The sequence below is a fragment of the Hallella colorans genome, assembly GCF_003096815.1.
In the GTDB taxonomy this organism is placed as follows: Bacteria; Bacteroidota; Bacteroidia; order Bacteroidales; family Bacteroidaceae; genus Prevotella; species Prevotella colorans.
Window position 1 is genome coordinate 1 of record NZ_QENY01000021.1, and the last position, 15,280, is coordinate 15,280.

Genomic DNA, 15,280 nt, shown 5'->3' on the forward strand with positions numbered 1-15,280 from the left:
GGGGCTTACTTTTGAAAAAATAAACCCCGAAGTCCAATTTTACTGGGCTTCGGGGAGGATATTTATGCTCTTTTGAGTTTTACCGGACAGCAATAATAAAAGATAAGGATACCACATATCCTAAACAAAAGAAATCGGGTCGATTAGACTCGATTTCTTTTTATTACAAGGGTTTGACAAGGAGACGTAACCATGCCAAAATAATGTCTCACTAAATTCGTTGCACTTGTTTTACCCCTTTCACAGATTGCAATTTCTTTATCAAAACTTGCAATCTGTCAGTATCTTCAAGTTGAACCACAAGATTGCCAGAGAACAATCCGTCGTTTGAGTCAATATTGATAGAGCGCATCACCACTTTCTCATCTTTAGAGATAATGTTGGTAATGTTGGACACTATGCCTATGTCATCATTACCAATGATGCGCAATGTGATAGCATATTTTGAGGTGTTCTTGCCACTCCATCGCGCTTTCACAATGCGATAGCCAAATCGCCGACGCAGCTCTGGAGCGTTCGGGCAGTTCAAGCGGTGTATCTTCACTGTCCCGTTTACAGTCACAAAGCCAAAAATACGGTCTCCGTAAATGGGATTGCAGCATGGAGCTAATTGGTGATCAATGCCTTTCAAGTCTTTGTCGATGGTGAGAATGTCCTCGTTATCTTGCACCATTTCCTTGTTAGGACTTTCAAACTCAAAGTTATCAGCCGACCGTGCTTCATGGTCGTGCCCCATGTTTTGGACATGGTCGCGGACCTCAATGTATCCCTCTATCACCTCGTTAGGGTCGAGTTTCCCATCGGCGATCTGTTTGTAGAAATCAGAAACCTCTTTAAAACCAAGTTTCTTGACAAGTTGACCCATATAGGTTTCTTCTATCTCTACCTTCCGATTTTTAAACCTTCGCTCTAACAATTCTTTGGCATATAAACCGTCTTTGATAGTGGTCTCTTTAAGCGCAAGTCTTATTTTCGATTTAGCTTTGGAGGTTTTTACTATGTTTAGCCAGTCGCGTTTGGGCGATTGGTTATTGGCGGTGAGCACCTCGACAGTGTCGCCCGAACGCAGTTGCTCTCTGATGGGCACAGCTCGATCGTTGATTTTTCCACCCACGCATGTGTTGCCCACCTTAGAGTGTATGCGGTAAGCAAAGTCAAGCACCGTCGATCCAACTGGAAATTTGATAAGATCACCCTTAGGCGTGAACACATAAACCTCTTCTGGAGCCAATGACATTTTGAATTGATCCATCACTTGGAGGCTATCTCCAGCTTCCAAGGCCGTTCTGATATTGGCCAGCCATTCGTCCATTTGACCACCAGACTTGATGCCTTTGTATCGCCAGTGGGCGGCTAAGCCGTGCTCAGCAATGTCGTCCATGCGCTCGGTGCGTATCTGAACCTCCACCCATTTCTTATCAGGCCCTAACACTGTGATGTGCAAGCTCTCGTAACCGTTCGACTTGGGCACAGAGAGCCAGTCGCGTAGTCGTTTGGGGTTGGGCTGGTACATATCGGTCACGATGGAGTAGGCCTGCCAGCACTGCTGCTTCTCATATTCTTCAGGAGAATCAATGATGATGCGGATAGCAAAAAGGTCGTATATGCCCTCGAAACCACACTTTTGCTTTTTCATCTTCTGCCAGATGGAATGAATGGATTTGGTACGCCCTTTCATGTGGAATTTCAAGCCAGCCTCCTTGAGCTTTTGCTCTATCGGCCCAATAAATTGGTCGATGTACGCATCGCGTGATTGCTTGGTAGCGTTGAGCTTTTCCTTGATCATGTAGTAAGCATCGTGTTCCATATATTTCAACGAGAGGTCTTCCAACTCACTCTTCAGCGTGTAAAGCCCCAACTTATGAGCCAACGGCGCATATAGGTAATTGGCCTCCTCAGACACACGTTGCTTAGCCTCGACATTCTCTGTATCCCTTATTTGTCGCATGACGTTCACCCTGTCGGCAATCATGATGAGAATAACGCGCATGTCCTCGGCGAAACTCAGCAACAAGTTGCGAAAGTTCTCACTCTCGATGACAGGATTTTTTTCGTATAGTTTTTGTATTTTCGACAGTCCGTGTATAATGTGGGCCACACTGCCTCCAAATTTTGAGCTAATCAAATCTGTTTTTTTACTATCGTCGGGCACACTGCCATGGAGCAACGTGGCAAGTACGCCGTCGCGCCCCATGCACATGTCATCCACGGCAATTTGCGCAGTTTGGAGAGAGGTGAGCACAGGATTTAGTCCGAAAACGTCACGTTTGAGCATACCATTCTCGATACCATGGCGTATAAACTCTTCGACCATGACCTCATCATCGGTTGTCATTGCATGTCCGACAGTATCAAGCAGATGATAGCGTATGGTCTTGGCCTCCTGGATTTCTTTGGGTGTGAATGTCAGCTTATCTTCCATAATATAGATGGTTGCTTAAATATTGGATTACTCTTCCAAACATTTATCCAATGCAGATTCTATAGCCTTTCTGTCCATGTCATGGCCAATGAACACGATTTTCTGCATCCTATCGCCATATTTTTCATCCCAATCCTTTTGCATATCGGGATTTTGCTCCATGAATTTGGAAAGTTCCTCTTGGGGCATGGTGGCATACCATTGCCCAGCATTGGTTATATTGAACTGGCGACCAGCTTGCTCGAACAGGTAGCACGTGGCTTTCTCGTCACCGAAATAGCACATGCCTTTCGCCCTGATCACGCTTCGAGGCCATTGTGCTGACACAAACTCATCAAAGCGACTGAGATTCATAGGCTTACGCCTATAATACACAAAAGTGCCTATACCATATTCCAGCGCCTCACCAGACTCTTCATTTTTAAGCTCATGATGATGGTGATGCCCATCTTGGTGATGCTCGTCGTGCTCGTGTGAAGACTCCTCATTGTGCTCATGGTCGTGACCTTCGATGGCTTCTATCCATCGTGCCGACGTAGCCACTTTCTCAAAGTCGAACGAATGGGTGTTTAGCAGTTTGTCAAGCTCTACGTTACCGTAGTCGCATTCCATTATTTTTGCCTTGGGTTGTATTTCTTGAATGATGGCTTTCAGATGAGCCAAATCTTTCTTACTTATGTCAGAAGCCTTATTCAACAATATGATGTTGCAAAATTCTATTTGTTGTATCACAAGGCTTGCCAAATTTTCCTCCTCGTGACTGGCTTTTTTTAGCTCGTCGCCCAACCCAAACTCGTCTCTCATGCGAAGGGCGTCTACCACTGTGACGATAGCGTCTAACTTTGCCAGGCCATTTCGCAGTGTATCGGGCGAAACCATTTGGGGATATGCGCTGATGGTCTGGGCTATGGGAGCTGGCTCGCATATACCACTGGCCTCAATGACAATATAGTCAAATCGCTTCATGTTGATAATGTCGTTGATCTGTTTAACCAAGTCCATCTTGAGCGTACAGCAGATGCAACCATTCTGTAAAGCTACCAGACTGTCATCTTTTTGCCCTACAATGCCACCTTGCTCTATTAGCCTGGCGTCGATATTCACCTCACCAATATCATTGACAATGACTGCGAATTTCACACCTTTTTCGTTTGCTAAAATTCTGTTTAACAACGTAGTCTTGCCACTTCCTAAATAACCTGTAAGTAGCAGCGTGGGTATTTCTTGTGTGTTCATAATTATAGTTGTTGCCTTGTTTTAAGCGAATGCTTAAAATCATTTGTATTGTTTAATTTCTGTTTATCTTGTATTTCAACTCATGTTTCCTCTTTGTCATCCTGCCTTCTTGTGTCAATTAATTCATGCGATAATATCACTTCTTAAATCCAACATGTGTAATGTGGAAAATTATAGAAAAAATGCTATATCGATAAACTACCAGCATCAACGAAATAGCTCTATCTTATTTATAATGCAAAGTTACAAATTAAATGACAAAACCAAATGGGCATAACCTTTTTTATATTTAGCAAGTTTTCAAAATAAAACGTATATCCTATTTTTCAGCTTTACAATATATGCTATCATATTTTATATGTGATACACAATCTATCAAAATGGGAATAAAAGCGGAAGCACAAACGTCATTACTATGCCTATGATAACCTGCAATGGCAGTCCCACTTTGATGTAGTCCATAAACTCATATTGCCCCGCTCGCATCACAAGTGCGTTGGGAGGTGTGGAGAAAGGCGAAGCAAAACACATGCTGGCACCAAGCGTGACAGCAAAAAGAAATGCGTAAGGGCTAACGCCAACCTGTGTGGCGGCTGTCATGGCAATGGGTGCCATAAGTACAGCCGTGGCTGTATTACTTATAAACATGGTGAGCAGTGACGTGGCAAAATACATGCCTGCAAGTAATACCGTGGGGCCCATCGAGCCAAGCGATTCTACCAAAGACCTGGAAATGATGGCCGAGACACCAGTCTTCTCCAGTGCGACAGACATGGGCATCATGGCGGCGATAAGCACAATACTTTCCCAATTGATGGTTTTATAGGCTGCTTCCACATTGCGAAAACAGCCGGTAAGCACCATAAGTAACCCCGCTAAGATAATAGCGGTAACAGGTTGTATGGGTATAAAGTCGAACACCATCATGCAAACCATGATTATCAAGATAATAGTAGCTATCGGTGCTTTATAGTTCAGCGTGACAGAGCCAGCTTGCTCGTATGGTCTCCCGAGCACCACCCAGTCGTTTTTTGCATTGTCAAGCTTATCTATGTTGGCCCAAGAACCTTGCACCAACAGCACGTCGCCAGCATAGAGTTTGCGTTCCGCAAGATTAGTGAGAATGTAATCACCGTCATGCCTTATACCCAAGACATTAATGTTATATTGTTCGCGTAAAGCCGAGTCTTTAAGTAAGGAGTCACTAATTTGTGAGTTGGGCATAAGAACTATTTCGGCTATTCCAATGTCATAGAAGTCTATGCTGGCTTTATCAAGCGTTTCAAGTTTGTTTTTTTTAGCGTAATCGCTCAGTTTGGCATCGTCGCCAGTTATATAAAGGATATCTCCTGTTTGTAAAACAGTAGTGGCATTGGCAACGTTCTGCTTGACATTGCGAATAATTCCTCCCGTGTTCGAATGTTCATTACGTATTTCAAGAATTGAGAATCCCAAGCGGTTTTGCAAGTCCAACTCAGCTACGGTCTTACCCTCAAGTGGTGAATTGGCAGAGATACGATAGGTCTGCAAGTGACTTTGCAAATTGTATTCATTGACTAATTGATCTAAGCTTTTGCTATTGGATTTCTTATTACCATCTTCTTTTTTCTTTTTCACTAAGAAAATCTTACTTAATGGCAACAATACCAAAATACCAATAGCAATACAAATGACCCCAACTGGTGAGAAAGAAAAAAACGATAATGGCTTATAACCAGCCTCGATAATTGCCTCCTGTATCACAAGGTTAGGCGGAGTACCAATGAGGGTTAGCATGCCTCCCAAACTACTGGCAAAAGCTAATGGCATGAGCAGTCTACTTGGGCTGGTACCAGACTGTGCTGCCATACTAACAATGATAGGCATCATAAGGGCTACGGTGCCTGTATTACTCACAAAAGCACCGATAAACGAGGTGGTGAGCATCACTAAGAGAAACAATTTGAGGTCGTTTCCTTTGGATAATTGCAAAATATTATGACTTGCCACTTTTGCTAAACCTGTTTGTAAAATGGCACCTCCAACAACAAATAGACCAATCATCATAATGACGACAGGGGAAGAAAATCCAGACAAGGCCTCCGTGGGGGTTAATATTCCACATAGCATTAGCGTGACAAGCGCACATAACGCCACTATATCCGAACGTATGCGACCTATAACAAACATGCATACTGTAATGGAAAGGACTATCAGTGTGATAAGCATAAAAAAAGAATATATTGATCTAAGGAAGTGCCGAAAAGGACGTATTCCTATTATTATATATGCAAATTTACTGAAAATAAGTGGTAATTTTTCAAAAAGTTCAGTATTTAAATATAATTATAAAATAGGAAGACAAACTATATGCTTAATTGTTACAACCTTAATTTAGGTAGCTTTACTATCATCTCTCAAGCCGTATAACTATCGTCGGTTGTATAATACAACAAAAAAGAGTGGGGCATTGGCAGAGATTGAAACTTAACATGCACAGGATTGGCGTGTCATTCGTGGTGATAGGGCTCTCCATTAATGATAGTACAAGCGCGATACAATTGCTCTGTAAAAACCAATCGAACCATCTGGTGACTGAAGGTCATACGTGACAAAGATATTTTTTCATTGGCTCTCTGATACACTTCTTGATCAAATCCATAGGGACCACCAATAGCAAAAACCAGTCGTCGTACAGTGTTTTTTTTGTTTTGAAGCCATGATGCAAAATTCAAACTACGAAATTCCGTGCCATGCTCGTCTAAAAGCACTAACGTGTCTGAAGGTTGCAAACGCTTTAATAACAAAGAACCTTCCTTTTGTTTTTGTTGGTTCTCACTGATATTCTTAGTGTTTTTAAGTTCAGGTATAACCTCTACCTCTAATGGCATATAATGATTTATTCGTTTAATATAATCTGTTATGCCATTATCAAAATCTCTATTTTGAGTTTTTCCGATCAATATCAGCAGCGTTTTCATAGATGACTGTTGAGTTGTAATGATTTAATTGGCCCTTTACTTTATCCTGACATACAGTCGAATACTCTTCTTTTCGTTTGGGGTTCATGGGGAACCAACCTTTTTCCACACGTTTTTTTTGGGAGAACAATTCACCTATTGACCACAGCATGCTGGCTCCAACCACTCCCACGATAGACGAAAATATAGCATTTTCAATAAGTAGAGAGCATACAATACAAATAATGCCACCAATGAGAAACAACCACCAAGGCCGAATGCCAAAATAATACTCGGTCTTAATTACTATCGGATGGAAAAAACCGATTATTAAAAAAGTGGAGATTGCTATAATTAAACCAGTGAAAAACATCGCTATATCATTAAATTTTAAATATCAATCACAATGCTGTGAAAACCATGCAAAATTAATAAAAAATACCTATATTATGTAACTTTTTCAGGAAATAGTTGCTATCTTTGCGTAAAACAATCATTAAATAATTAAACAAACATCTATTATGGGAAATAATTCTGAACTGATAGCTCAATGTGAGAAAAAGGCTAAAGAATGGTTGTCATCGTCATTCGATGAGAAGACTCGCGCACAAGTGCAAGCCATGCTGGATAACGAGGATAAAACAGACCTCATCGAGAGTTTCTACAAAGATTTGGAATTTGGTACAGGTGGTTTACGTGGCATCATGGGCGCTGGCACCAATCGGATGAACATCTATGTTGTGGGCATGGCTACACAGGGGTTTGCTAACTATTTGAATAAAAAATTTAAAGATAAAAAACAGATTTCCGTTGTGGTTTGCTACGACTGTCGCAACAACAGCAGACTCTTTGCTGAAACCGTGGCCAACATTTTCTCAACCAATGGCATCAAGGCATTTCTTTTTGATGAAATGCGACCTACACCCGAGTGCTCGTATGCCATTCGCCATTTGGGCGCACAAGGCGGCGTAAACATCACAGCAAGCCACAATCCTCGCGAATACAACGGCTACAAAGCATATTGGGACGATGGTGCACAAGTGCTTAAGCCGCACGATATAGGCATCATAGACGAGGTTAATAAAGTTACAATTGAAGACGTAAAATTTGAAGGCAACAAAACACTTATCCAAATCATCGGCGAGGAAATAGACGAAGCATATCTTCGCGACGTTCGCTCCATCTCGATAGATCCAGAGGTGATTAAACGCCAGCATAATTTGAAAATCGTCTATACTCCCCTTCACGGCGCAGGGCGAGTGATGATACCACGGTCATTAGCTTATTGGGGATTTGACAACGTCCACTGCGTGCCAGAGCAAATGATCAAAGACGGTAACTTCTCTACCGTAGACCGTCCTAACCCAGAGATAGCAGAGGCGTTAACATTGGGATTAAGAGATGCCAAAGCTCTCGATGCAGATATCTTGATGGCCAGCGACCCTGACGCGGACCGCGTGGGTATGGCATGCAAAAACCACAAAGACGAATGGGTGCTCATCAATGGCAACCAAACGTGCTTGCTATTCCTTTGGTATATCATAACCAATCGCAAAGCGAAAGGTTTGCTTAAGCCCACCGACTACATAGTCAAGACCATCGTCACGACAGAGGTTATAAAAAAAATAGCCGACGCTAACAATATAGAGATGCGAGATTGCTACACCGGTTTTAAATGGATAGCCAATGAAATTCGTCTTTCTGAGGGAAAACAGCAATATATCGGCGGTGGAGAGGAGAGTTATGGATTTATGGCAGAAGATTTTGTGCGTGACAAAGATGCCGTATCAGCCTGTTCTTTATTAGCCGAGATTTGCGCTTTTGCCAAAAATCAGGGTAAAACCTTATATGACATATTGATGGATATATACGTGGAATATGGTTTTTCCAAGGAACACACCATCAACGTGGAACGCCCGGGCAAGACTGGGGCTGAAGAAATTCAGCAGATGATGGCCAACTTCCGCGAAAATCCGCCTCAAAAATTGGGAGACTCTAAAGTGACGCTGTGGAAGGATTATAAACCGCTGACTGCTATAGACGCTAACGGAAATGTATCTAAACTTGATATGCCAGAGCCAAGTAATGTGTTGCAATGGTTCTGCGAAGATGGTACCAAGGTGAGCGTTCGCCCATCAGGTACTGAACCAAAAATTAAATTCTACATAGAAGTTAAGGCAGATATGAGCAACGCTGAGCAATATGAAGAGCTTGACAGGAAGGGCGCGGAACAAATAGAGCGTATCAAAAAAAGTTTAGGAGTTTAATTTTCTCGCATTTAGTCCCCGTAAGTTCCATTAAGAATTGCAACTTTTGGAGATAGTCCCAAGGAGCGAAAAGATATATTTTTCAGAGGAGAGAGTGGGGGATTCCCCCCTCTCTCCGATGGATAGTTTTAACATCTTTGTAGCTCTTTAAATACAAAAGATGGCACAACTTCACCAATAAACAAAGATGCGCAATTTCTGCAATCTGCAATCAAGGTTTCAAGCAAAAGAGATAGTTGATACCATAAACAAAGACTAATCCGCCGCCAGTTAGAAGACTTAGGCATAATAGCAGTGAACATGGTTCATACAGTTACTCTCATGCGTAGATGTTGACGGATGATGCTCGCAAAAGCATCTGTGCAAGAACAATACCTTTACGAGAGAGGTCAAGAACCGTATCAACCGTTAGCATTTTGGAGTTTAATCCTCCAGCAAAATAAATATGACAAATATTTGGATAATATTTCTAAATATAGTACCTTTGCACCGCAATAACTTGGAGCCACGCAAGTGGTAAATATTCTGCTATAAGTCAGAAATAGAATCGCAAGCTCACTTTGAGTTGAGGTTTTAAATGATGGCTATCAGGGTTCCGTAGCTCAGTTGGATTAGAGCAACAGCCTTCTAAGCTGTGGGTCTTGGGTTCGAACCCCAACGGAATCACAACCTAAGAAAAAGAGGATTTTGGAAACAAAATCCTTTTTTTTGTTTAGAATGAGCCACTTGTAAGCTAATTAGCACATTTAGAGGTGTTTATACTTAATGTTAAACCCCGTGGAAATGGGAAGTAATGAGAGCAAAAAGGAGCTCTCGGGAATAAAATGTGTTACCAATTTGTGTTACCAGAATACACAATGTGTTACCACTTTTTCCACCAACCTCCCTTCTCCACAAAAATGATGCTAATATGGCAAAACAGGAAGTTGTGGTCATCTTTGACCGAAAAAAGGTAGCCGACAAACGCGGCAAAGGAAAAGTTGAGGTCCGTGTCTATATCAGTAGAACCGAGAGAAAATATATTTCTCTTGGTGATGTAGCTCCTGATGAACTGGAGACTTTCATAAGTTCTCCTAAGGTATGTGCTATCAAGAAAAGATGTGAGCAGATTTTGGCTGCAATGAATGTTCTTGACGATAAGCTATCCGTTGAGAAGTTTGACTCCTATTATTACGAAACAGAAGACAATCCATTTGCCAAAAGTAAAGGCTCGGTAAATTTCTTGCTGTATATGGAACAATCCATTAAGCAAGAAAACATACGTGAGGGTACACGCAAACACAAGATTTGCACATTGGAAGCTATCAGGCGTTTTGGTCAGATAAAAACCACAAAGGACTTAACGCGGGAAAATTTGGTAGCCTTTGACCAATGGCTTAGAGATGGCACCCGCTCTGATGTTGCAATCAATAACTATCACAAGAATTTTCGTATCTATACAAAGAGGCTTGCTATAGAAAATGTTATAGACGTTGATCCTTACAACTTGGTTAAATTTAAGCGAGGCAAATGTAAAGAACGTGAGCCGCTTTCTGAAACAGAATTGAAAAAAATCCGAACAATAAAACTGGAGGGAAAACTGGATAAGGTTAGAGATTTGTTTGTGTTCGCCGCCTATACTGGTTTGGCATATTGCGATGTTCAATCATTTAGCTTTGATACGATGACGGAACTGCAGGGAACATTGTATTATATTGATGGAAGCAGATTAAAGACTGGCTCTAAATTCTTCACTCCCATTCTCAAACCGGCAATGGAGGTGCTCAAAAAGTATGATTTCAAGTTGCCGAGAATATCCAATCAAAAGGCAAACGACTACCTGCATCTCATCCAGGCAGCCATGAAGCTCAACAAGAACTTGACCTTCCACATTGCCCGGCACTCGTTTGCGACGCTGGCTCTTGCCCACGACGTACCCATAGAGAACGTCGCACGCATGTTGGGGCATCAGAACATCCGGACCACGCAGATTTATGCGAAGGTGCTGAAATCGACCATCGAGCGACATGCGGTAAACCTCCAGAAGGCAATCAGATGAATGATGAATAAATCTCACACCCACATAGAGCCATACTTCCCACTTCGAGGTATGGTTTTATGTTTTACGCTCCATCAGATAATTCACCAAGTAGGCAATGCCACCAAAAATCATCCACAAGACATACAAAAAACCTTTAATCACCCAACCTATCAGCTGGAAGATGGCCCTAAGCATGATATATACGAACAGAAACACTTGCATCTTAAAACATTATTAGTCCTACTAAAGGTACGAAAAATAACTGAGAAAAGTAAATAAAAACCATCTAAAACATTGATAATCAGTAGTTTTTTGTGGCTATATATTCTCGTAATGTCACTATTTCACGGCATCGGATTTTCGTCTTTTCTCGAAGCAGCGGACTCGTGACTTCGGTTTATCCCAATATCGACAAATCGGGATTTCGATATCCTAATTTCACGAAAACTCTTTTATTGAAAAAAGGGCGAGGGACATTGCAACTCATCATTTCTTGCTAACTTTATTACAGACAAGCAGGTGGCGGGACTACATTTCCCTTACGGAGTTTGGGTAGCAAGTTGTACTTTTGTGCGGACAAAAGTGACTTGCCAACTCTGTCAAGTTGGGGATTATTCTTCGCAACTCAGAATATAAACAGAAGAATATGGAACGGAAAACGAAAAGACTCTGGATAAGGATTTCAGCACAGGATGCCGAACTGATTAAGCAGAAAGCGGGCAACTACAAGACGGTCAGCAGTATGATATGGGATGCCATCAAACAATTTGACGACACGGGAACAAAGCGGAAGATAGCCGCGCTCAACGAGATGACAGCCCTTTACAAGAAGTATCAGCAGGACTTGGCATGGATGGGCGGCAACTTCAATCAGGTGGTCAAGCGTGCCAACGAACTGGCGATAGCCAATGAGCTGACACTTCCCTATTTTGAGAAAGTGCTTTACCCTCAAATCATGGAGCTGCAAAAGCTCTTAACAGCGGTAAAACAGGAACAGCATCAAATAGTCAAACGATTAACACGATAAAGCGGAAAGCCGTTATCGGTAAATACCGATTTACCGTTTCCATCTTCTCACGATAACGCAAAAACACAAAAAAACGATGATAGCAACCATACTTCCCTCCAGCACAAATTTCCATGCCGTCGAGTACAACGAGCGAAAAGTGGCCAAAGGCCAAGCAGTACTCCTTGAAATGAAGAACTTCGGTTATGTGGGAGCCGCTGATGGCTACACTCCCGAACAGCTGCAACAATACCTGATTGATTATTCGGCAAGAAACGAGCATATCCGCAAGGCTCAGTTCCATGTGGCCATCTCCTGCCGGGGACATGAATATTCTCAAGAGCAACTTTTGGATATTGCCCACCAGTATCTTCACGAAATGGACTATGATGATGAGGGGCAGCCGCTTCTTATCTATGCGCACAATGACACCGACAACAATCACCTGCACATCATCACCAGCCGGGTGAATCCCAATGGCCAGAAAATAGACCACAACCACGAGCGCATCCGATCGCAGGAGGCCATCAACAAAATTGTTGGCGAAGATGAGGAATTGCGTGCTGACTTGTTTTTGAAGGAGGCCCTTAGTTACAATTTCAATTCGCTTACACAATTCAAAGCCATCATGGAGGCATCTGGCTATGAATGTTTCGAGCGTGACGGCAACCTCGAAATTGCACGTGGCGGACGGGTACGAACAAAAATCGAAATGGAAGATTTGACCGCAAAATTCTCTGTTATTGATGAAAAGAAAACCTACAAACGTCGTAGGCAACTGGCGGCTGTTATGAAAAAGTATCGCAACATGGTTGCCAGCCGCAGTGAACTGTCAGACATCTTGCAAAAGAAGTTTGGTGTATCGCTCGTCTTCTTTGGTTCAAAGGACAAACCATACGGTTACATGATAGTGGATCACTACAAACAAGCGGTGTATAAAGGAGGCAGTGTGCTCTCTATCAAACAACTGCAACACTTCATGAGCGAAAAGGAACGAATCAATAAGGTAGAGCTCTACGTGGATGCCATGCTGGAGGATAATCCCCGGATGATTGCTTATGAACTCAACAGAATGTTATGGCGACAGTATGGTACTCGCATTTCCAAAGGCCGTTTCAGGCTGCTCAATGGCAGGGAGGTCGCCCTGAGCGACAGTGTGCAAAAGGTATTAAAATTCAATTATATGTTGCGCTGTGTCCAGGCCTTTTGCCCCACCAACGAGGTGGAGCGTGATATACTCTGTCGTATCTGGAAGATTGAAAATCCCGACCTTATTTATGTAGATCCTCACAGCAAACCCAACAATGGCTTTGCCGTAGAAGTGCTGAACAATCTGGCTGCATCAACCGAGAAGCAAGACTTGTGGGCAGCATTAAAAGAAAATCATCTTGCCATTTTCAGACAAGGTGACGAATACTATTGTGTCGATTTCTCGCACAAGTGCATTTTTAACTTGGCTTCAGAAGGTATTAACTTTAAAGCCTTGCTCCCAGTTCTGCAAGTGCTCCAACCTATTCCTATCCACGACACTCATCTTTCTAATAGCATCCTGAAAAATATTCTTTCATACCAGACCTCAGCATCCGAACGAAATGCTGAATGGGAAGTGGGTAGTAAAAATAGCTATGAGGTTGATGACGAACGAAGCCTGAAACGATAGACTTGTAAGCCCATAGACCAAGAAGAGCCGGGCAAGTCGCCCAGCTCATGCTCTATCAATAAATTTTAGATGACTTGTAAGCCGAGGTCTGATACCAGTTGGTATCATGTTTATACCTTGAAACTGCTATAGTCGGACTGATTCCATACTTTTCAGCTTCTTTTGCAATAGCCTTCACTACAATATGCGGCGATAGGCTACTGCTTTTACCTGAAAGAATTTTATTCCAAACTTCACATGGAATTAAATGCTCTTTAGCAAAGTCGTTTGCCTCTTTTTCCCTTGGATCTTTTGAGTAGATAGTTCCTTCGATAGAGATGAACGATGTGTGCTCTTCTGAGAAGTGCTTTTCGATATGACACAATTCATGAAGAACATCAAATGCTAATTTATCAATATCATTATACCGATAGGTAACCGTCACTATAGGATGTTGGTTTACATAAGTAGAGAAAGCATCAACAGGGGTTTTATCCAACTTTTCCACTACAACATAACCTATACCGTTTTGATAAAGACAATCCTTGATAGCCTTGGCTGTAAGTTTCCGCTCATTAGCCAATTTCGCGATTGTATCGGCGGCCTTTATTCCATTGCCATGTACATAAGTCCTTTCTACTTTTTCACGTGAAGTTGCCAACCAGCTCAACAGAAGCCAAGTCTGCATATTCTTTTCGTCAATCTGAACCTTGTCGCTGTGCTTATATAATGCTGCTACTTGCTTACTCATCTCTGCAGATGACAGCAGGTCAAAGGAGAAAAGCGATTTTATTTCTTTCACCCGTTCAAGGAGGGGAAGAACTGCTAAATTCAATTTCTTATAAAGAAGTTTAAGATTGAACATACGAGCACACGCGTCCTCAAACGAACGTGCATTTTGTTCTTCCGATTGTTTCTTGCTGACTACTTTGCTGTCATACATATAACCATTGTGCAAGCTCATCCAGGTTTTATAGGGAATCCCCAAATGGTTTTCCAGCCTCATGGCCAGATCGTCGTTCAGATTGCGTTTGCCACGAATAAACTCACTCAGATGGGTAGCTTGCATACCTATCTGCTTTGCAAAGTCCTTTTGCTTGATACCACGTTCCCGCAACTCTTCACGCAAGATTTCTCCTGGGTGGATTGCCCTAACAGGAACCAATCTGTTACTTTTTGTTGCCATAATGTGTACTATCAATTTCAATTAGTTCTACTTCGATGCCATCCTTTATCTCCTTGAACAACAGGCGTTCTACCAAACCGTTTACAAGTCGAACAGAGCTTAGAGGCTCTTTCTGCTGATATCTCAATTTCTCATAGTGTAAGAAGCTGAAATTCTTTAGTTCGTCTGTACACTCTACATCATAAATGATTCCTACTGCCCGGATGTAGCCATCTACCAAACGTTTATTCTTGCATATCTGCTTGTATTTCTTGTCTTTGGTTTTGCCTGTTTCATACAGCTCAGATAAGGCTTCTTCCTTGAAGATTATATTCATGCGGTGAAATGTATCTTAGCCTTTATGCTGCAAAGATAAGATAAAATTCCCAAATGTGGTAATTTTTAATGGTGTTATTGTTCACTATATACATATTTAACTTTTCCACATCTTTTATAAAGTACAAGAAGAATGTTTTTGGTATTATCCCATGATATCGTTAATAGCTAAAGTCATAGCAGAGCATTACGGATATTTTCATCTCCTGTAGTTAAACTACGTTAAAGAAAAAAGATTGCAACCTATAAT

12 protein-coding genes and 1 tRNA gene are annotated in these 15,280 nt (G+C 42.0%); 5 read left to right on the plus strand and 8 right to left on the minus strand.

All coding sequences use genetic code 11. The annotated features are described in order from the left end of the window. Positions 1-211 precede the first annotated feature (211 nt). From C7379_RS09985 to C7379_RS10005, 5 genes are all read right to left on the minus strand, one after another. On the minus strand, positions 212-2,422 hold the full coding sequence (locus tag C7379_RS09985) for a RelA/SpoT family protein (protein WP_116617188.1): 2,211 nt from the start codon (positions 2,420-2,422) through the stop codon (positions 212-214). A 27-nt stretch (positions 2,423-2,449) separates the two neighbouring features. Beyond that, entirely contained in the window at positions 2,450-3,658 is a 1,209-nt protein-coding gene (locus tag C7379_RS09990) for a CobW family GTP-binding protein (RefSeq protein ID WP_116617189.1), read from the minus strand. A 375-nt stretch (positions 3,659-4,033) separates the two neighbouring features. Beyond that, entirely contained in the window at positions 4,034-5,866 is a 1,833-nt protein-coding gene (locus C7379_RS09995; protein ID WP_116617190.1) for an SLC13 family permease, read from the minus strand. A 281-nt stretch (positions 5,867-6,147) separates the two neighbouring features. Then, complete coding sequence (rlmH, locus tag C7379_RS10000) at positions 6,148-6,618, minus strand: 23S rRNA (pseudouridine(1915)-N(3))-methyltransferase RlmH (protein ID WP_116617191.1); 471 nt, start codon at positions 6,616-6,618, stop codon at positions 6,148-6,150. Next, positions 6,578-6,970 (minus strand): DUF4491 family protein, encoded by a 393-nt coding sequence (locus C7379_RS10005; RefSeq protein ID WP_116617192.1) that lies wholly within the window; start codon positions 6,968-6,970, stop codon positions 6,578-6,580. Before C7379_RS10005 ends, rlmH begins: the two co-directional genes overlap by 41 nt. A gap of 148 nt (positions 6,971-7,118) precedes the next feature. Here C7379_RS10005 and C7379_RS10010 point away from each other — a divergent pair, with 148 nt between their 5' ends. From C7379_RS10010 to C7379_RS10020, 3 genes are all read left to right on the plus strand, one after another. Next, entirely contained in the window at positions 7,119-8,864 is a 1,746-nt protein-coding gene (locus C7379_RS10010; RefSeq protein ID WP_116617193.1) for a phospho-sugar mutase, read from the plus strand. Between the two features lie 591 nt (positions 8,865-9,455). Continuing rightward, positions 9,456-9,530: transfer RNA gene (locus C7379_RS10015), tRNA-Arg, on the plus strand. Positions 9,531-9,774: 244 nt separating this feature from the next. Beyond that, entirely contained in the window at positions 9,775-10,902 is a 1,128-nt protein-coding gene (locus C7379_RS10020) for a site-specific integrase (protein ID WP_116617194.1), read from the plus strand. A gap of 57 nt (positions 10,903-10,959) precedes the next feature. On the opposite strand, the gene C7379_RS12755 is transcribed toward C7379_RS10020, so the two are convergent. Further along, positions 10,960-11,106: a hypothetical protein gene (locus tag C7379_RS12755; protein ID WP_165815061.1), complete on the minus strand. Its 147-nt coding sequence runs from the start codon at positions 11,104-11,106 to the stop codon at positions 10,960-10,962. Between the two features lie 424 nt (positions 11,107-11,530). Here C7379_RS12755 and C7379_RS10025 point away from each other — a divergent pair, with 424 nt between their 5' ends. After that, complete coding sequence (locus tag C7379_RS10025) at positions 11,531-11,911, plus strand: hypothetical protein (protein ID WP_116617195.1); 381 nt, start codon at positions 11,531-11,533, stop codon at positions 11,909-11,911. Positions 11,912-11,987: 76 nt separating this feature from the next. Further along, positions 11,988-13,550 carry a relaxase/mobilization nuclease domain-containing protein gene (locus tag C7379_RS10030; RefSeq protein WP_116617196.1) on the plus strand — a complete coding sequence of 521 codons (1,563 nt, stop codon included), beginning with the start codon at positions 11,988-11,990 and terminating at the stop codon, positions 13,548-13,550. Positions 13,551-13,605: 55 nt separating this feature from the next. Here the strand turns inward: C7379_RS10030 and C7379_RS10035 are convergent, their stop codons facing one another. Continuing rightward, the gene (locus C7379_RS10035; RefSeq protein WP_116617197.1) at positions 13,606-14,715 is read right to left on the minus strand and encodes a HigA family addiction module antitoxin; all 1,110 of its coding nucleotides are present in this window, start codon (positions 14,713-14,715) and stop codon (positions 13,606-13,608) included. Beyond that, positions 14,699-15,031, minus strand: coding sequence for a hypothetical protein (locus C7379_RS10040; protein WP_036896706.1), 333 nt, complete (start codon positions 15,029-15,031; stop codon positions 14,699-14,701). Before C7379_RS10040 ends, C7379_RS10035 begins: the two co-directional genes overlap by 17 nt. Positions 15,032-15,280 lie beyond the last annotated feature (249 nt).